At 35.8% G+C, this 18,409-nt stretch carries 22 protein-coding genes and 2 tRNA genes; 11 read left to right on the forward strand and 13 right to left on the reverse strand.

What is annotated here, in order from left to right; translation table 11 throughout:
* The first annotated feature begins 97 nt into the window (after positions 1-97).
* Both A8143_RS03015 and A8143_RS03020 read left to right on the forward strand, forming a co-directional pair.
* The gene (locus A8143_RS03015) at positions 98-514 is read left to right on the forward strand and encodes a DUF2147 domain-containing protein (RefSeq protein ID WP_066756070.1); all 417 of its coding nucleotides are present in this window, start codon (positions 98-100) and stop codon (positions 512-514) included.
* Positions 515-574: 60 nt separating this feature from the next.
* Positions 575-1,084, forward strand: coding sequence for a hypothetical protein (locus tag A8143_RS03020; protein WP_066756072.1), 510 nt, complete (start codon positions 575-577; stop codon positions 1,082-1,084).
* A gap of 123 nt (positions 1,085-1,207) precedes the next feature.
* On the opposite strand, the gene A8143_RS03025 is transcribed toward A8143_RS03020, so the two are convergent.
* From A8143_RS03025 to A8143_RS03080, 12 genes are all read right to left on the reverse strand, one after another.
* Positions 1,208-1,290: transfer RNA gene (locus A8143_RS03025), tRNA-Leu, on the reverse strand.
* Positions 1,291-1,454: 164 nt separating this feature from the next.
* Entirely contained in the window at positions 1,455-1,898 is a 444-nt protein-coding gene (locus A8143_RS03030) for a hypothetical protein (protein ID WP_066756074.1), read from the reverse strand.
* Between the two features lie 95 nt (positions 1,899-1,993).
* Positions 1,994-3,322: an alpha/beta hydrolase gene (locus A8143_RS03035; protein WP_066756077.1), complete on the reverse strand. Its 1,329-nt coding sequence runs from the start codon at positions 3,320-3,322 to the stop codon at positions 1,994-1,996.
* The gene (locus A8143_RS03040) at positions 3,319-3,966 is read right to left on the reverse strand and encodes an SdpI family protein (protein WP_066756079.1); all 648 of its coding nucleotides are present in this window, start codon (positions 3,964-3,966) and stop codon (positions 3,319-3,321) included. The genes A8143_RS03035 and A8143_RS03040 overlap by 4 nt, the downstream gene beginning before the upstream one ends.
* Positions 3,959-4,225: an autorepressor SdpR family transcription factor gene (locus A8143_RS03045; protein ID WP_066756082.1), complete on the reverse strand. Its 267-nt coding sequence runs from the start codon at positions 4,223-4,225 to the stop codon at positions 3,959-3,961. The genes A8143_RS03040 and A8143_RS03045 overlap by 8 nt, the downstream gene beginning before the upstream one ends.
* A 114-nt stretch (positions 4,226-4,339) precedes the next feature.
* A complete protein-coding gene (locus tag A8143_RS03050) occupies positions 4,340-4,615 on the reverse strand; it encodes a TRL domain-containing protein (protein WP_066756085.1) in 276 nt (91 codons plus the stop codon).
* 6 nt (positions 4,616-4,621) lie between these two features.
* Complete coding sequence (locus A8143_RS03055) at positions 4,622-4,909, reverse strand: TRL domain-containing protein (protein ID WP_066756167.1); 288 nt, start codon at positions 4,907-4,909, stop codon at positions 4,622-4,624.
* A 7-nt stretch (positions 4,910-4,916) separates the two neighbouring features.
* Positions 4,917-5,174, reverse strand: a complete 258-nt coding sequence (locus A8143_RS03060) for a hypothetical protein (RefSeq protein WP_139134251.1) — start codon at positions 5,172-5,174, stop codon at positions 4,917-4,919.
* A 327-nt stretch (positions 5,175-5,501) separates the two neighbouring features.
* Positions 5,502-5,927, reverse strand: coding sequence for a hypothetical protein (locus tag A8143_RS03065; RefSeq protein WP_066756091.1), 426 nt, complete (start codon positions 5,925-5,927; stop codon positions 5,502-5,504).
* A gap of 39 nt (positions 5,928-5,966) precedes the next feature.
* On the reverse strand, positions 5,967-6,647 hold the full coding sequence (locus A8143_RS03070; protein ID WP_066756094.1) for an LPXTG cell wall anchor domain-containing protein: 681 nt from the start codon (positions 6,645-6,647) through the stop codon (positions 5,967-5,969).
* 109 nt (positions 6,648-6,756) lie between these two features.
* A complete protein-coding gene (locus tag A8143_RS16830; RefSeq protein WP_175437468.1) occupies positions 6,757-7,086 on the reverse strand; it encodes a hypothetical protein in 330 nt (109 codons plus the stop codon).
* Between the two features lie 380 nt (positions 7,087-7,466).
* Positions 7,467-7,664, reverse strand: coding sequence for a hypothetical protein (locus A8143_RS03080; RefSeq protein WP_066756099.1), 198 nt, complete (start codon positions 7,662-7,664; stop codon positions 7,467-7,469).
* A 543-nt stretch (positions 7,665-8,207) separates the two neighbouring features.
* On the opposite strand from A8143_RS03080, the gene A8143_RS03085 reads away from it, so the two are divergent.
* The 9 genes from A8143_RS03085 (at position 8,208) to A8143_RS16980 (ending at position 17,663) form a co-directional block, all read left to right on the forward strand.
* Positions 8,208-8,585 (forward strand): hypothetical protein, encoded by a 378-nt coding sequence (locus A8143_RS03085; protein WP_066756101.1) that lies wholly within the window; start codon positions 8,208-8,210, stop codon positions 8,583-8,585.
* 36 nt (positions 8,586-8,621) lie between these two features.
* Positions 8,622-8,876 (forward strand): response regulator transcription factor, encoded by a 255-nt coding sequence (locus tag A8143_RS17355; RefSeq protein WP_066756104.1) that lies wholly within the window; start codon positions 8,622-8,624, stop codon positions 8,874-8,876.
* Between the two features lie 287 nt (positions 8,877-9,163).
* Positions 9,164-11,080 (forward strand): M4 family metallopeptidase, encoded by a 1,917-nt coding sequence (locus A8143_RS03095; RefSeq protein ID WP_139134253.1) that lies wholly within the window; start codon positions 9,164-9,166, stop codon positions 11,078-11,080.
* Positions 11,077-11,769 carry a hypothetical protein gene (locus tag A8143_RS03100; RefSeq protein WP_066756109.1) on the forward strand — a complete coding sequence of 231 codons (693 nt, stop codon included), beginning with the start codon at positions 11,077-11,079 and terminating at the stop codon, positions 11,767-11,769. Before A8143_RS03095 ends, A8143_RS03100 begins: the two co-directional genes overlap by 4 nt.
* Positions 11,770-11,838: 69 nt before the next feature.
* Positions 11,839-12,399: an NHL repeat-containing protein gene (locus tag A8143_RS03105; protein ID WP_066756111.1), complete on the forward strand. Its 561-nt coding sequence runs from the start codon at positions 11,839-11,841 to the stop codon at positions 12,397-12,399.
* On the forward strand, positions 12,400-14,199 hold the full coding sequence (locus A8143_RS03110) for a S8 family serine peptidase (protein ID WP_066756113.1): 1,800 nt from the start codon (positions 12,400-12,402) through the stop codon (positions 14,197-14,199). It begins immediately after the preceding gene.
* Positions 14,169-15,500, forward strand: coding sequence for a S8 family serine peptidase (locus A8143_RS03115; RefSeq protein WP_066756116.1), 1,332 nt, complete (start codon positions 14,169-14,171; stop codon positions 15,498-15,500). Before A8143_RS03110 ends, A8143_RS03115 begins: the two co-directional genes overlap by 31 nt.
* Positions 15,501-15,502: 2 nt before the next feature.
* Positions 15,503-17,251: a T9SS type A sorting domain-containing protein gene (locus A8143_RS03120; protein ID WP_066756119.1), complete on the forward strand. Its 1,749-nt coding sequence runs from the start codon at positions 15,503-15,505 to the stop codon at positions 17,249-17,251.
* A 232-nt stretch (positions 17,252-17,483) separates the two neighbouring features.
* Positions 17,484-17,663 (forward strand): hypothetical protein, encoded by a 180-nt coding sequence (locus A8143_RS16980; protein ID WP_066756122.1) that lies wholly within the window; start codon positions 17,484-17,486, stop codon positions 17,661-17,663.
* A gap of 321 nt (positions 17,664-17,984) precedes the next feature.
* On the opposite strand, the gene A8143_RS03130 is transcribed toward A8143_RS16980, so the two are convergent.
* Positions 17,985-18,060, reverse strand: a tRNA-Lys gene (locus A8143_RS03130).
* Positions 18,061-18,409: the final 349 nt, after the last annotated feature.

Raw genomic sequence — 18,409 nt, forward strand, 5'->3', positions numbered from 1 at the left:
ATGACGTTTATCTGTGATTAAGATTTAAAAATGGAGAAAAAAGGAGTTTGTGGTGCTTTTACGGAGAATCGAAATAATAGCATTTAAAGATTGATTTATGAAAAGAATAATGGCTTTTATAATCTTAAGCGTTTCTTCTATTATATCTACATATGGGCAATCAAATGCCATTGAAGGAATATGGTTAACCGAGATAAAAGATGCAAAAATCGAGATTTACAAAAAAGGGAATAGTTATCATGGTAGAGTTGTTTGGATCAAAAATCCAAATGACGAAAATGGTAAGCCAGTAACGGATAAGAATAATCCAAATGAAGCTTTAAGGAAAAGACCAATTTTAAAAATGGATATTTTAATTGGTTTTGTATATGAAGGAGGAGAGTGGACAGGGAAAATATATGACCCTAAAAAGGGAGAGACGTACAAAGGAAAATTATGGATTTCAGATGGTAATTTAATGGTGCGCGGATATTTAGGATGGTTATACGACACCAAGACCTGGACTAAAGTTTAGTTCTATTTTGAGCAATAATAGTGAATATTAAACGTTCATGAGATTAAAATTAACCTAATTATGAAAAAGATATTCGTCACATTACTCGTTTTGTCATCAGTAAATATAAACGGTCAAAATAACAGTTTAGGAAACCGTTTTGAGAAAAAGAATAATCTGTTATTTGAGGTCGGTGGTCATGGACTAATATATTCAATTGGATACGAACGTACAATTTTAAATGGGGATAGGTTTAAAACTTTGGCAAGTATTTCAGGTGCTTATTACCCTGAGTTTACTAATTATATCGAATTTTGGTTACCTGTTTCAATATCAGAAGTCGTTTCGTTTGGTAGTCATCATGTTCAACTTGGGGTAGGGTATACATTTATAAATTTTGAAAGCCGATCGATAACCGGAGAATATGAAAGAACTTTGGATGGATTTGTAACTCCAAGTTTATATTATAGATTTCAAAGGCCTAGTGGTAAAATTATGTTTAAAGCTGGGTTTACTCCGTTTTTTGAGAGGTATCAAAATGGATTTGAATTTTACCCTTCAGGAGGGGTCGGAGTAGGATACTTATTCTAGCAATACCGTAAAATCTTATTTTCAACCTTTAGTGATTGAGTTTTGATTAAAATTTAGTGACAGTTTTTTAATTTACACAAACAAAAAATCCAATTTGTTAATGATACAAATTGGATTTTTTTGTGCCCAGAGCGGGAGTCGAACCCGCACGCCCATAGGACACCACCCCCTCAAGATGGCCTGTCTACCAATTTCAGCACCTGGGCATAATTCAAGACTTACGTCGAATTAATGTAGTCTTTCCAAATAATAACAAGTTAAAATTTGAATGAGCGCAAATATAATGCATTTTAATTGTTCTAAAAGTGAATGGTAAAAAAAAATCGGAACAAAAAAGTTCCGATTCCATTTTTAAAAATGTTATTTCAGATTATTCGAACTTTAACTGTATATCTAAACAGTCATTTGCGTCCAACCGAATAAAGTCTTCCCAAATTGTTGCGAATCCACTTCCTTTTACTCGATATTTATAATAACGATATTCATAAGGCAATTCATTCATGGCAATTGTCTTAACACCGGGTGCATTACACTCGCCACTCGGAGCAAAGAAGAATTCCGTGTCAACCGAATCTAGAATTTCACCTTCTAATTCAAATCGAAGTCTTGTATGCCCCATGTCATAAAGCATCTCGGAAACTGCCGGTAAACACCAGAAAGTGATATCTCCTCGATAAGTACACGTGCCGTCATCTTCTTTTGCTTCAGCACTGTAATTTGTTGCTTTTTCATCTGTACAACCAGGTTTTACACAGCTCGTAAATCCAAAAGAAGAGAGTACAGTAACTATAAGTATTTGTGTTAATTTTTTCATTTCGTTGCCTAATTTAAACAAAAAAATATAGATTCTTAGCAGTATTACGCTAAAAAAATCAATTGGTTGCTAATAAGCTTGAAAGGCGTATTTATTTATTCATGTTTTTTTATCCAATCAGAGATGTCATTGACAATATATTTGGGTAGTGTAGACCTTTTAAGATATTCATCAGGTATACTTTTAGTGTCTCCCTCTTGCAATAAATGATTGAGTTTAGGGTACGATATGAAATTTACATTTTTTTTGGATGAGAGCGACGATTGCCACAAGTTATAATCACTCATCGTAACTTGATAATCTCTTTCTCCTTGCAAAATAAGGATTGGTTGTTTTATGTTTATAGCTGTGGTAATTTGGTTATAATTTAGGAGCGAATTCCAATAACTAGCTGGTAAGTTTAAAGGTAAAATTCCTTCAGTTTGTCCGGTTTTTTTTAGTTCTGCCAAGACAATTCTAGCAGATTTTAAGTTATTGAGCATTTCTTGCTCTTCCTTATCTATTTTACCATCAATTACGGAAAGATATTCAAATTGCTCTTGAATAAGCTCTTCTAAAGGACGAGCATTTCCAGCCATTATGATGATGCCTGCAACTTTCTTTTTTCCTTGTTTCGCAATTAATGGAGCACACATTCCCCCTAAGCTATGACCTAGAATATAAATTTTATGGTGATTAACACGTTTATTTTTTTTAAGCAGTTTAACGGCGGATAAAGCGTCGTCAATTGTTTCTTCTTGAATTGTTAAATTTTCGTAATCCAATTCGGGTTGTCCAGCATATGCTTTAGTTCGTTTATCAAAACGTAATACAACAATTCCTTTCGCGGCTAAGGCGTGAGCTAATTCTTTGAAAAGTTGATTTGGACCATAACTAAGATTCATATCTTGTGGACCAGAACCATGCACCAGAACTATAGCAGGATATTCTTGGTCTTGGTATGGATAGGTTATGATGCCGTTTAACTTAATGTTTTTTCCTGTTTCAACGCTAACCTGTTCTTCCCAAATATCTTCATTCTTTACTAACTCTAGCTGACTCTCGTTGTATGGAGAGAAAAATATTCCTTTAATATTGAGGTTTTTATTGAATGCTAAACTTAAAAGTAAAGAACTGTTTTGAAATCGCAGAATTTGTTCTGATAACACTTGGTCTTCTACAATTTTTATTTTGGGAGATTCGCTACTTTCAAATTGGCCAAATTGTTTTTCTAACTGTTTCCATATTGTGCTTAACCCGTCGTGTGTTTTTAAAGGTCCTACCTTAGTTTCTTCAGCAAAAAAGTTAAATGCTTCTTTTGAATTATCATTAACCAATAAGTTTAAGAATGATGAAGATTGGACAAGTATTGAGTCCCTGTTTTGCCCAGTAGCAAAATTGGTTAGAAATAACGTGCCAATGACGATTAAAAAAATAGTTTTCATGATTGAATTTCTTTTGCTTTAAAATAAGAATAGAATAGTGGTACAATTGTGATGATTCCTAAAATGCCTACTGCAGTAATTAAGGACCAAAGTTCTGTGGATATAAGGGAAATTAGCGTAATCAAAAGGCCCCCTATAAACCACAATTTGCCTCCAATTTGATGGGTTGATCTCCAAACAATTTCGTTTTTTAAAGTCCAAGGTGTACGAATGCCAAATAGATAATTCGGTTTTATAGTTGGGAAAAAATTTCCGATTGCCGCTAATAGCAGCCCGATTAAGGCAAATATGATAGAGGGTTGGGAGATACTTTCACTTTTGGAAGAATAAATGATGAAAATTGCAATTGCTGACATAAATAATGTCATTATAAATTTTAATGCATTCAATTTTTTATTCATTCTTTTCAGATTGGCATTAGAACCAAAAGTTTGCATGAAATAAAAAATGACATAGGCTATTGCAGGGAGAAATAACGCGATAAATATTAAGGTATATTTACTTCCATACCTGTCTGGTTCACCATAAAAGTTGTAATGGATTGGGATTGTATCCTTAATTGTTCTCCAAGTATATAGTAAATATATAGCGGGTAGTATTAATGCAATAAGTGAAGGAATTTCTTTTTTTAAGTTGTTATTCATTTTCGTCATTTTTTAGGTTTATAACCCATTTTACTAAATCTTCAAGAATGGTAGTGTTGAGTGAATAAAATACAAATTGTCCTTTTTTTTCACTCGTAACTAAATCAGCCCTCTTTAGTAAGTCGAGATGATGTGAGATACTGGGCTTACTGATATTAAATCGCTCTGCAATTTCACCAGCGGTTAAATCTTGACCTTTTAGTAGTTCTAAAATTTCTCTTCTGGTTTTATCATTAAGCGCTTTGAATAAATTTTTCACTAATTATATATTTAGACAAATATCTAAATACTTTTTAAATCAGCAAAATTTTCACCAAAAAAAAAACCGTCAACTGAGCTGTTGACGGTTCACTTATATTCAAGTTGAATAATATTATTCTCCTGTTACAATAGTTGTTACAGTTGTTCTGAAGAATCCACCATAAATTCTTTGGTCTACAGTTGCAACTTTAGTTATTCCACCATTTTTTGCTGCTGTTTGGATGCTAATATCTCCATCGAAAGGAGGGAACCCTAACCAACTAGTATAACTTGCCTCACCTCTTTTTTCAAGAGCTTTGTTGTCAGTAATCAATAATGGACCTGAAATTGAACAAGATGTTAGAACAACAACAGTTAATGACGCTAATGCTAATTTTATCTTTTTCATAATATTTTATTTTCCAGTTACGATTAATGTGTGTTTTCTAACGATAATGAAGTTTTGAATCTTCAAATCAACTGTTGCGATAGTATTGATATTACCGTTTTTTGCCGCTTCAGCAATACCGTAATTCTTGTTCAATACAATTCCAGAAGAAATTCCTCCGTAACCAAATACACAAGTTGTTTCTGATTTACCAACTTTAGATCCTATTTCGTTGTTTGTTGCTGTAACTGGTGAAGTTACGCTACAAGAAGTAGCTACTAATCCAACTACAAATGCTAATGCTAATTTTTTCATAATCTTATTATTCACCTGTTACTGTTGTTTTAAATTTTACAAAAAAGAGGATTTGAGTTGCTTTAAACTCCATAGTACCAATTTTCGTTATTCCACCGTTACTACATGCTTTTTCAGCTGTTATATCAAGGTCTTTGCTAAAGTTTGTTCCTTTAGCGACACCTGTTTTAGTACCGACTGGGTTATTTGTCACCGTAATTTGATGACCGACTGTGCACGACCCTAAAAAAGCCGCCATGGCACAAATGCCAAATAATCTTTTCATAATAATAGTTAATAATTCGACGCTAAACTATGAGTTTTTTTTAAAATAGAATGTTTTATAGAGGATTTTTTGCATTTCATGATATAGAATTAACTGTTTGTTGTTCTTCTCGTTTTCGTTGTTCTTGGAGTATACCGGTTTGATCGGTATTCACCTCTGATTTAAACCCCTTCGTAATCCTTTTTAATATAAGGGTGGAAAGTAGTGAGATCATGCCGGGGTAACTTCAGCTCGTTTTCCTTTTCCGACTCCTCTGAACACCAGTATAGCTCCAATAATTACAAAGACAGAAACACCTACGACAATCCATGTTGTCCGCCTTTTTCTCTATTGTTCTATTTGCTGCTCTTGCTGTTGCATATAGTATTGCTGCTCTTGCAACTGGGTATTTGTATTTTGTCCTCTTCCGATCCCTGCCAGTACAGTTCCAACTGCTGATAGTGCACCACCGATTATAGCTAACCCCGATCCTTTGTTTTCACCGTCTGCGTTGTACTGTTCATCCAGCTCAAGGATCATGTGTGATATGGCCTCACGAAACGCCGGATTATTCGGAAGGTGTTTGACTACAATAGTCAAAATCACTTCATCCGGTAAAACCCTACTTACGGCAATTCCGGTTTTGTGCAGGACTTCCAGCACTTGATCCGTAAAATCAAAAACAAGTTCTTTCAGCTTAATTTTGATAAGCTCCCTGTTCTTTGCCAATTCTCCGGCGTTCTGATTCTTTATGATTTGTTCTGCCAGTTTCATCTGAATATCATTTGTTTTTCTGTGACCTCATGGGCATTTTCATCCAGTAGCTGTTTTTGCCATTTTCCGCTTATAGAGAATGATTCCCCCGACTAGCAGGATAAGTGCAATACCGATCCCAATAAAGAGTTTGGTTTGATTTGCACCTGCTTTTTCTTCGGCCTTCACTTGTTGCTGTTGTTTCAACTGTTGGGCTTCCAATTCCCTTTTTTCACGTTCAGCTTTTAATTCTGCTTCGCGGATGGCTCTTTCATGTGCAAGGCGTTCTTTTTCTTTTTGAAGTTCAATCGCCCTTATCTCTTTAGCAGTTTCTTTATCCAACCCCTTCTCTAAACCCTTGCTTTCGCCCTCAACCAGTGTGTCCAGTTGTTTTTGTATAGCTTGAATTTTTGAGGGGAGCTGTTTCTGCTCCAATTTCAGTGATTCGATTCGAGCCGTATTAGTCACAATCCCTTTATGGTAATTGTTGACCGCAATCTCTACAGTTGTACCCTTTTCTTTTTCCCACTTACTTCTTTTAAGCGTGCCCAGTGATTCGAGCCAGACGATGTCGTTTCTTGCTCTTTCCAGACTCGCTTCGAGTTGTGCTATGATCTTGGGAATTTCTAACTGGCGAGCTTCCAAGCGCCTTTTCTCTGCGGTGAGTTGTTCCAATGTACTGTTTGAACCGTCCGCAGCATACGCCCTTTTGAAATTCCATCCTTTTATATTACCCTTCATCTCTTATATTTTTAGTCCTCTGCATTTCGGGTAGTATTAACAGTCCCTAATGAAAAGGATGTTTTGAAAAATGGCTGCACCCGGCAAAAGCAGATGCAACCGATTTCAATTATCCTCTTTTTAATTGTTTCATACCATTTGGAATTACCGCAAGCCCTGTCGTATTGACTTTGGCCTGGGCATACGTCCTGATCGGCTCGTTTCCTTTTAGTGTGGAAGCGGTATCTACCTTGTAAAGTGGGAATATGGTATAGAAAACCCTTGTCTGAGGTTCAATCTCCACTTCCCAGTAGGTTGATCCGTCAAAATCTTCGCTCAGCGGTGCATCCAACATATTCTTGTCCTGTTGATAGGCAGACTTAAACTGTTGCATATTCATGGGGCGCCTGAACCAGTTCCCGTTTGCATCTTTCTGATTGACAGTAATGAACTTTGTCACCTGTAACTGGTTTTCGGATTCGATCCGCATGAACTGTGTAGAAAACGGTTTTGTAGAAGATTGTTGTAACAATTCTACATACTCTACTCCCGGCTGCCCGACTGTGATAACGATTCCTGTTGGATTGCCGAAATTTGTCTTGAGTAGAAACTTATCGTTCCCAAACAGAATAGCAGTTAAGGCCTGCTGTTGACTGGTATTCTCAACAATAATCTGGTAAGGATCGGCTTGATAAAGTTTTACGCTCCTTTCTTCGCCTCCTTACATGTAATCGTAGTGTTCCTCGTTCCCATCTCCGTCAAAATTGTGATACTTGCTGTCAAGTGAATCCAAAATCTTTGCGAATGGCACATTTTTCCTTCTCTTCATAATACTTGCTGTTAGACTGTTTCTGTAACTTCTGTCTCAGTTGTTTCCTGAACTTTCTGAGCCGGCTGGGACGCCGTTTTAGTTCCTCCTGTAGATTCATTGTCTGCTTTGATCTTGTCGATCACAACGGTTGCAACCACGGTTACCACTATCGGTAATAACACATTTAACAGGAGTACATTTACTGTTTTGTTTTTTGTAATTTCCATTTGTTTGTTCAATTTGTTAAGAACCTTTCTTTTTTTAACGCCATAAAATGTCTTTTATAACAAGAATTATTTGCCCGTTTTAACCGATTTATGCGGTCGGGCACTTTTAGAATCGCTGTATTTATAGGTGTTTGAAGAGTGGGTTGAAAACGGGCAGTTATTTTTTTGATCACCTTTTTAACGTCATGAAATAACGTAGAAAAGTATCAGAAATTCCTTTTTATATTGGAATTTCAGACATGATTAGGATTTATGAATAATGTCATTCAATCAAATTTTAATACTTTTATGAGGTAAACAAAAAATAAACATATATAGAGTAAATTTTTTGATTGATACATAATAACTTAGTGTGAAGCTTTAATTCTTGGAACAGAAACCGCCAATTTTAAACAAGTCAAAATTAATAGCAACGCATCCCTATGGGGTGGTTCTTGCTTATTTAACGTGTGGGTGCTTGGCGGTACCTCTTGTGCAGATTTGTCAACGTTCCACCCCTCATGGTTTTAATAACTAAGAGTGGCGATTCATTAACCCACTCGTATGAAAAAAACACAAATCCCAATCCTAATCTCTACACCTCATCAAAAATATGGTAATATATTAGCCAAATTGATTTCCGAACTTTCTGATTCCATTGAAATCAAAGGTATTTTTCCTTCGTTTGACCGAGTATTCCAATCAGGAAAAATCGCAAACGTTAAGTTTTTATTAATTTGTTTAGACAGATCAATTAAAGATCTTTTTCTATTTGTTTCCACCTTTAAAAATCTTTTTCCAGGGACTGATTTAATTATTATGACATTTTGGGATAATTCGTTTTATCAAAATCGTCTGGTTCTTTCTGGTGCATTTGGTATTTATGAAATTAACAAACCCATAGAAAGCCTCATTGATCTGCTTGAACAGGTAAAATATTAGATTTTGTTGCACCGAATAATCAATATATTACGACAGGTGACCCAAGTTGGAAGAAAAATATTCTTCCCAGTACCAAATAAACTTCTTACACCACGTGAAAAGGAAGTGTTCCTATTTATTCTTGAAAAGTATAAATACCGTGAAATTTCGGAAAAATTGCACATCTCGGAAAAGACAGTTTCCAAACATGCTTCAAATATTTTTGAAAAAACAGGTTGTGTCAATAGAAAACAACTTGAGCGAAAATTCCGTTATCGAAAATTAATTAGTAAAACAAAATTGCCCAATTAATGGGGGTTTCCAAATGAACACGTAGGTGAAATTTGAGATTACGTAGATGAAAGTACGTGTTTTTAAAAATACGTATTTTACTGTTTTTTAACTAATTAATTGATTTTTCATTTGGTTTTGAATGTATTTGTGTCTAACTTGCTAATGACAAGTATAAGAAATATACTTAGAGAATAATCTATTTAACCTAAACCATTTATTATGAAAAAAATACTGTTTAAAGTAACATTATTTTGCGGAATTTTTATTCAACAAATTCAATCGCTCAACTAGGTAATTATCACATAATGATTGATACATTATTAACTGACACAATAAGGCACGGCTTTATGTATTGGCAAGATAATGATTTCGAACCGGGTGAATGTTTTGAGCAATATCGTTTAATTGCAGACGATTATGACAACAATGCTGTTTTGGTGAAAACTATGGTAGATAGTACCTTGTACATGACACACTATCATTACCGTCAAACCTATAAGGACGTGCCGGTAGAGGGAGGTTATGCCTCCGAGCATTTTGATATTAACGAAAAATTAATATATACAAATGCCCGATTTGCTATTGAACTGGATTTGTCAGTAACGCCACAATTGTCGGAGCCTGATGCAAAACAAGCATTGCTCAATACATTTCCTTCTCAATGTCTTTTAGCTTGGGAAGTCAATTCTTGGGAAAATGAATTAAAATCTGAGTTGGGTGATTCTACAGCAACTTATGAGCCAACTGGTGAATTAATTTTAGCTCTTGATAACTATAAAAATCTTGATTTTTATGTGCCAGCCAGTCGGTATCGTTTAACCTATATATTTGATGTTTTAATGCTAACACCTAATAAGCATGCGAGGTATTATGTGGATGCCAATACAGGTGAAGTTTTTAGAGAATTATCTCTCAAACATCATGATGGGATTGCACATATAACAAACACAGGTGATCGTATAATCGATACGCGGGCACGAGGGTGGCCTAATAACGATTTTGTTTTAGAAACAGATAACGGCGACATGCATATTCATACAAAGAAGTCAACGAATGAACAATTTTCATTGAGAGGTGAGATCGACAAAAATGATGAGCCTTGGGATTTTCACGAGAATAAGGCAACAACGGTTCATTGGTATGCAATGCAAGCATGGAGTTTTTTTAGTGAAGTATTTTTGAGACATGGACCTGACGGAGTAAATGGTGAAGTAAGAGTCAGTGTGGAACATCCCACTACTGATGGGTCTCAAACATATTATAGTTACGAAGGTTGGATTAAAAGAGATTATTTGACTTTTGACCACTATGGAGGGTATTCTACAGGCGATTATGCGGATGTTGTCGCGCATGAGTATACGCACGGCATAATAAGACATAATTTGCATGAAGGTCTGGGTTCTGAAGACGAACCCGGCGCAATAAATGAATCTTTTGCGGATATTTTTGGATTAATGGCTCAAAGATATACTATATATGGTGAAATAGAGTCAAGCACAGATTGGTTGACAGCTATACCCGGTGCCAACGCACGTTCACTATCGGATTCAAAGTCATATGGTTTACACAATACTCCCGTTTGTGGGCAGACATTGGGGAACCCGGACACCTACTTAGGTGATTATTGGACTGATTACTTCTGTCCGTTATCGAACGGTGATAAACATGCCAAAGCAGGTGTTCAAAATCATTGGTTTTATTTACTTTCAGAAGGAGGAACAGGAACAAATGACAATGATGACAGTTATGAAGTAGAAGGAATTGGTGAAGATGACGCATTGTTAATAGCATGGTTCGCAATGATGTTTAATTTAAATCATGAAGCTCAATACCATGAATCGATGGAAGCAACAATTCAAGCTGCAAGACTCATTTTTGGTGAGTGCTCGAATCAACAGCATCAAACAATTGACGCATGGTATGCTGTGGGATTAGGTGAACCAAGTGATTGTCCCGGTTTTTCATCAATCAAATCTCTCGAAGAAACAGAATTTTGTAGGATTTACCCTAATCCAACCATCGATAATCAAATAACGATAAAATGGGATAATCACGAGAAGTTTGAAGTTTTATTGTTTGATCTCCGTGGAAATTTAATTTTTAGTTATAATACATATAACCAATTAACTTTATTAGAATTACCTGATGTATCTAAAGGAGTTTACTTGTTAAGATTAACTGATCAGGTAAGTTCAATTAACCAAAAAATTATTGTTCAATGACTTATCAACTCAGGTATAAACTTTTGGTCATTGGCTTTAGTTTGTTAAATCATGTTTCTTCACAGGAAATGGAAGATAAACAGATGTATAGTAACAAAAATGAGTTGACAATAACTTATAACATTTACACAGGTTACGACGGACTACCTATTCTTTACAGAAGTGAATATTATGACAAGTATGCATTATCAAGTGGTTACGGACTTGAATATGTCCGGTTGATAGATCCAATAAATGCCTTGTCATTATCAACCAATTATTATTATCATAATTACCAAAAGAGTAGATTTGAAATGGAATCTGGAACAGTTTTTAAAAAATATTTTGTTTCAGGTCAGCTTAATTATCGTCGGTCGTTGTTTGATTTGAATTTATCGCAATTATCTGTAGCCCTTGGGTTAATGTTTAGGGCAGGCTCCGAACTTGTTCATGGTGGTGTTCATGGCGGCGCTCTAGGACCTGGCAGTTCATACGGATCTGTGCATACTATAGCTGATATTGGGTTTCCGTGCGGAATTCATTATCGTCACCAATTGGGCAAGTTCCTTCATTTCAAAATTGGGACAGAACACACTTTGTTCCCATACGTGCGTGATTCAAAAAAGAACCTACAATTTGATTATGACTGGGATAAGGGAACTTCAAGAAATATGACGAAATTTTATTTTGGCATTGGAGTTAATTTTTAACATTAAAGATCAGGTTGAATTAATGAAGTTTAACGGCTTACAAGTTTTTCACAAACCAAAATATAAATTATGAAAAGAAAAATAAGTCAACTGTTGTTCACCGGATTGGCTATTCTTCCAATAGGGGTGTTTAGCCAGACTTCTGTAAATAAGGAGTGGTCTACAACTACCGGCCTAATCAGTAATGAAATTCAACATGTAAAAAATGTGTTTCATGGAAATGTGTTATTTGCTACAAGTAACGTCATTTCAGAAACGGGTGATATTGATGTTATGACTATTGCCTATACACCACAAGGTGATACAATTTGGGTAACAACCGAAACTGGAACCCTTTCTGAAGGAGATGATTATGGGGTGGATATTGCAATCGCTCCGGATGGCAATGTTATTGTGGCTGCAGCACTTGAAAATTCAGTTTCCGATTATGATTATGCGATTTTTAAATATGATCGTTTAGACGGTTCGCAAATTTGGAATACAGGATGGAATGGAGTAGGCAATGGTATCGATATTCCTTCAGATCTTCACATAGATGGGACTGGGGATATTTACTTAACTGGAGGTAGCCAGGCCACAGATGGTAATTCTGATTTTGGTACTATCAAAATATCATCCACCGGCACTTAATTGTGGGATACCTATTATGATCACGTAGGACTTCATGATGGAGCAAACTCTGTATATGTGCAAGGAGGACTACTTTTCGTTAGTGGTTTATCTCAAGAAGATATTAGCGAATGGGATGTCGCTCTTTGTCATATAACCCCAGGTACTGGTGTAATAACAGACACTGTGAGATCCAATGCGCTAGGAGCCAGTTTGTCTGATGTTAATGGTATGGCTGTAGATGCTGATAACAACATCTACGTTACGGGTTATTTCGAGGAAGACGGACAAAAGGACATCCAAACGATTAAATTGACCTCTACATTAAGCTTAGTTTGGGTTAAAAACTTTGGAGCTGATCATGATGATGAATCATTCGATATAGAAGTTGATGCTGTAGGTAATGTATACGTTGCAGGGTACACTGGAAAAGGTGGTGATAAAACCAAATCACTGCTGATCAAATATAACTCTTCGGGAGAAGAAATCTGGATAAAAGAAGAAGGTAACATCAATACGGCAAACGGTGGTGTCTTTTCCCGTATTGCTTTAGAAGGGGAAAATGTTTATGTTCTTGGATCTATAAACTCTGACATCTCTGTAGGATTTATGCTTTATAATTTCTTAAGCAATGGAGATATACGATACATAGAAAAGCAGACCGGAGTCTATACAAATGAGATAGGAGTTGATTTAAGCGTTAGTGGTTCAGATGTTTATGTTACTGGTTTCAAGCAAAATGGATTAAGCCAACAAATGCAGTCAATTAAATATTCCGCTAAGGATCGGAGCACGAATACATTTAACGACCCTGAGACTGGAAGATCTATTTACGCTACGAAACAGCTAATTATTAAAGTTAATCCTGATTTGGTCAATCACGCCGAAATTGATAACCTAGATAAAAAGTGGTGGTCAATAAATGAAATTTTCAACGAAGATTTTGTAGATGACATTGAAAATCAATTGAGTAACATTTGTTCTCAGAGTGATTGCGGAATTAGCGTACATAGAATATTCACAACCTTAACTACACAGGATAAAACTACTATTTCAAGAACCGGTCGAACAATAAAAATACCAAATTTCTGGTCGACGTTTGTTTTTGAATTTGCGGATGGAGTAGACATCATAGAGGCATCTAATGAATTGATGAAACTGTCACCAGATATTCGATATTCCAATTTGAATTTGCTTGGTCAGCAAAATTCTATGCCAAATGATGAATTAATTTATGGAGGAATGTTAAATGGTCAACCTGGCCTTGATGGATCTTTATACACTGGAATAGATACAGTACAAGGTATTAACATTTTTCCAGCGTGGGATTATGAGACAGGTCAGAGGCATATAAAAATTGCGCTTTTGGAAACTAACCCGGTCATGTATGACCATGAAGACTTTATTTTAGCTAGTTCTCCAGATAGTACTAAAATTGATGGCTGGGATTTTAAACAAAATAAGCATATTTTTGAAGGTACTGAATACGACAATCTTAATATACATGCAACTCAAATGGCTGGTATTATTGGGGCCAACAGAAACAATGAAATAGGAATGGCCGGTGTTGCCGGTGGAAATTTACTTGACTCAGGAACCTTGGATAGTGCTGGTTGCTCAATTTATGCGCTTAATATGTCCTTTAATAATCATGAAACTGGTGATCCAGATGTAATAGTTGATTATATTGCTAATGCAGTAGTTGGTTCTGCGATCACTGGAGATTCAGCTTTTAATTATGGCGTACATATTATGAACAATAGTTGGGGAATTTCGCAAGCTGGACCAACATGGAAATCGATACAAATATTCGTTTATTGACAGAAGCATATCATTTTGCTAATAGATGTGGTGTAGTAGTTATAGCTTCAAGAGGTAATTCAGGTAAAATGCAAGAAGTAGGTAGCGATGTTGGACATGATAATTATCCTGCTGTGTTAGATGAGGATTGGATAATCTCAGTGGGAGGCACAGGAATTGATGGTAAATATCATGATGGTGTTGGATTAGGTGAAGACCTAGACATGGATGGTGATGGTTATATTTATGACGAGACTTCCAGGGGTTGGGATATCGATGTTGCTGCACCTTCGAATCGAATTCAAGGAAAGTCAACGAGAAATTACACACCAGATGATACGGAAGTTTATGATAAGTATAATGTTACTAGCGGCACATCGGCTGCGGCGGCATTTGTATCTGGTACTGCAGGATTATTACTCAGTTATATCAACACCAAAGGCGATCATTATGAAAACTTAGCACCTGAAGATGTTGAATTTATCTTGGAGGCAACTGCAATAGATCATGACAGCATAGCATTTCCCGGTAAAGACATCTATACGGGCTACGGACTTCTAAACGCTGGAGCCGCTTTGCAAATGGTTGATGAAGATGATTTCGTTGTTAAACACTTCGATACGGACACTTGTGATTCTGATATTTCGGTTACCGTTTACTCAATTGGTGACACTGTTCGTTTATCAGAACCATATGAAAATACCGCTGGAGACTGGTTCACGGACGGGGTCGATTATGTGGTTACAATCCGTCAAATAAACGGTATATCGCATCACGAATTAATCCCAGGACAAGAGGTTTTGGAATATTGGCCAAGACATAGTTCATCAAACTACTTTGCTTTACCTAACGATGGCGAAGTAGAACCAAGAGAGCGAGTAACCATGGTCTGGGCTAATGAAACTGGGGCAGAAATGAATACATATTATTATGAGGTATGGGATTTGGATGGTAATCCACTTGGATATTGGCCTGGTTCATTAGATGACCCGGAGTATTTACCATTGATGGCATACACTTTATATTTAAAGGATACAATTGCCTATGCGACAGTAGATGAAGAAAAAATAAACCAAAATATTTTTGTTTACCCAAACCCTGCAATAAACTCACAAACATTAGAAATAGAACTTGAGAAATCAGCTGAAGGAACTATACATTTACTAGATATAGAGGGGCGTTTAATTAAAGAGATATATACTGGATTTTTTAATGCTGGTCTGACTAAATTTGTTGTCGATTTGAGCGACTTGTCGCACGGAAATTACGTATATCATGTGGAAGTGGATAATCAACAACAATACATAAACGTAATTAAATGAAAATGAAATCATTCAACGTAATTTTAAAGTTATTGCTGGCAGGTATTTTCCTGGCAGCGTTTAGTGGTTTTTCACAATATGTAGAATATTATCCAGAATGGATAAAAACCGACAATGACACCTCAGGTGTATCACAAGGTCAAGACATTACAATAGATTCGGACAACAATGTTATCTCTGTTAGTCAAGTCCTGTCAGAAGAAGGACAAGAACTGTGCGTAATCCATAAAGTCAGCTCCGACGGAACTACTATTTGGAGAAAACATTTTGAAGTTTTAACATTAGAATCATTTATCTATGGAGCAGATGTTGAAGTTGATAGTGATGACAATATATTTTTGGTAGGTAAATACGAGGGAAATGTTGATTTTGATCCAGGTCCAGGGATTGATGCAGCTGTAATCGAATATAATAACCCATTTATTTTAAAGCTAAATTCAGAAGGTGAATACCAATGGTGTCATTATTATCAAGAATATGACCCTTTATCTGTGCCAATTTTTGAAATAACAAATGTTGTCATTGACAAAAATGACGAAGTTGTTGTAGCCGGGGCACATCTGTGGAATACAGTGGATCTAAGTCTCTCGGATGACCCAGCAGATTCACTAGTGATATCGAACGACCTTTTGTATCCCCAAAGCTTTATTCTAAGATTAGACAATGATGGTAATTGGATTTGGGGACATAAATTTGAAGTTTATAGTGAGTCCACATGGTACGCTGCTCATTTTGATATTCTTGACTTAACTTGTGATATAAATAATCATATTATAGCATCCGGTTATATTGTAAACGCTGAAGTGGACCTAGATCCAACTGAAGAGGGGGAATATATAGTTGGAGAATCAGCCGAAGGGATGACAGGTCTACATGATTTTTTTCATTTCGTCTTTAAACTAAATGAAGACAATGAAATCCAATGGGGCAAGACTGTTCGAGGCTCAACAAACATAATTTCGGACGTTCCTATAGCAACCGATAATACAGGATCAATTTATACAGCTGGAGCAGATAGGTATTTATACTTTTACACAGAGACAGATACCCTTTTCATAAACACATCTTCAGACTCAGTAATATCATATATACAAAAACTGGACACGGAAGGAAATCGTGAATGGCTTCAGCCAATAAAAACGTTAAAAACAGCTAATGTTGCTAGTCTTGCGACTGACTATAATAACAACGTGTTACTATCCGGCTGGTTTACGGGGGGTATGACTGAGATAACTGGTGAAGATATAGAAATTCCCTCTGCAAACGAAAAGGATACCTATTTCCATATTTTAAACCCAGACGGCTTTATTGTACATTCACAAGTGATTACCGGAGATAGTACTGAACTTCCAAGTGAATTTCTATTCGATTTAGATGCGAATATTATCGGTACAGGTACATTTTACAAACAAGCCAAATTTTGTGATTATGATGATTGCGAAAGAAACTCGGATGTAAGATCTTTATACGTAGTAAAATATTCTGGTGGTTATTTAGGTGAGGACGAAAATGAACATCATGTAAACCATAATTACTCAGCCTATCCAAACCCGACCAGTGAATTTGTAAGCATCTCTGGTGACTTATCTACGGTGACTAATATTGCTATTTATGATATGACTGGAAAACGTATGGAATACTACGACAATAATTTTGATTTACTACATATTTCCTCATTACCAAAAGGTATGTATGTGATAAAAATTAACACCGAAAACAATTCATACCTTGAAAAGCTGATCATTAATTGATATAATTGAACCCAAACTTAACTTTTGCAATGCCATTAAAATGGGCAATGTTCCAAAAGAGATCAGGAACAAAAGTTGTGTGTTTAGCATTATTACGCAAAAATTTTAGCCAACCTAAACAGAAAAAACCTAATATTTCTTAAATGTAATCGAAACGCTTTTATTTTAGAGTCGATACATTTACGAATAACTCATTTTATTGATCTTAAGATAAACTGGTGTAGCAGGTTTAATGATGAGTTATCTTAATGTTGATAGTGATGTATACGAAGAGACTTATAATAATCTCGCTCCTGAAGATATTGAATTCATTCTTCAAGAAACCGCAGTAGATACGGACATTCTAGGTGTTGATTCCTTGACAGGGTATGGAATAATTGATGCGGGATCAGCAATGGCAAGAATTGATTAACCATAAAATAGATTGGTTGAATATTAAATCAATGGTTTTTTTTCAGTTAGAAATGATGTATGAACTCATTGACTCTTTGATATTGTGGATTGAGCTTAATTGAGGGTTATGAACATTTCACCCAAGTTTTCAACACTAATTTCAGCACTATAAAATCAAAAACCCCGGTAAAATCAGGGGTTTTTGATTAAATTGGTGATCTGGCTGGGGCTTCCCGTATAAGAATCGCAAGCTCATCTATCACGGGATGCTACTTCTCGCCCCGACGTTATTATTGACTATTATGCAAAAAAAACAGAAGTCCATAATTGAACTTCTGTTTGGTGATCTGGCTGGGGCTCGAACCCAGGACCCTCTCCTTAAAAGGGAGATGCTCTACCAACTGAGCTACCAGATCTGCGTCATTGCGGGTGCAAATATACAGGGTTTATTTTATTTGACCAAGATTTTTTTAAAATTCACTTAAATTTTATTCTTATTAGTTGATTGTGAGTTTTTTATTTTTTTCATTCGTTAAACTTCTTAAGTACATGAATGCTGAAAAATGATCAAATAAAGAGTTTAGAAATTAACGGCTAATATCTATTCCCCAACTTTTGGTCTTAATCCTTTAAAATACCGTCGTAGTTAATTTTGACAGTATTCATTATCGTAGCAAAACTTTTAAACCCAGATTTTTCAACTCTGTCGTACCAATGCGCTAGTTTTAATATTGCTACATTCTTTTTATGATCTCCGTTAAATAT

Origin of the sequence: Crocinitomix algicola (genome assembly GCF_001661595.2) — a bacterium.
Taxonomy (GTDB): domain Bacteria; phylum Bacteroidota; class Bacteroidia; order Flavobacteriales_D; family Crocinitomicaceae; genus Crocinitomix; species Crocinitomix algicola.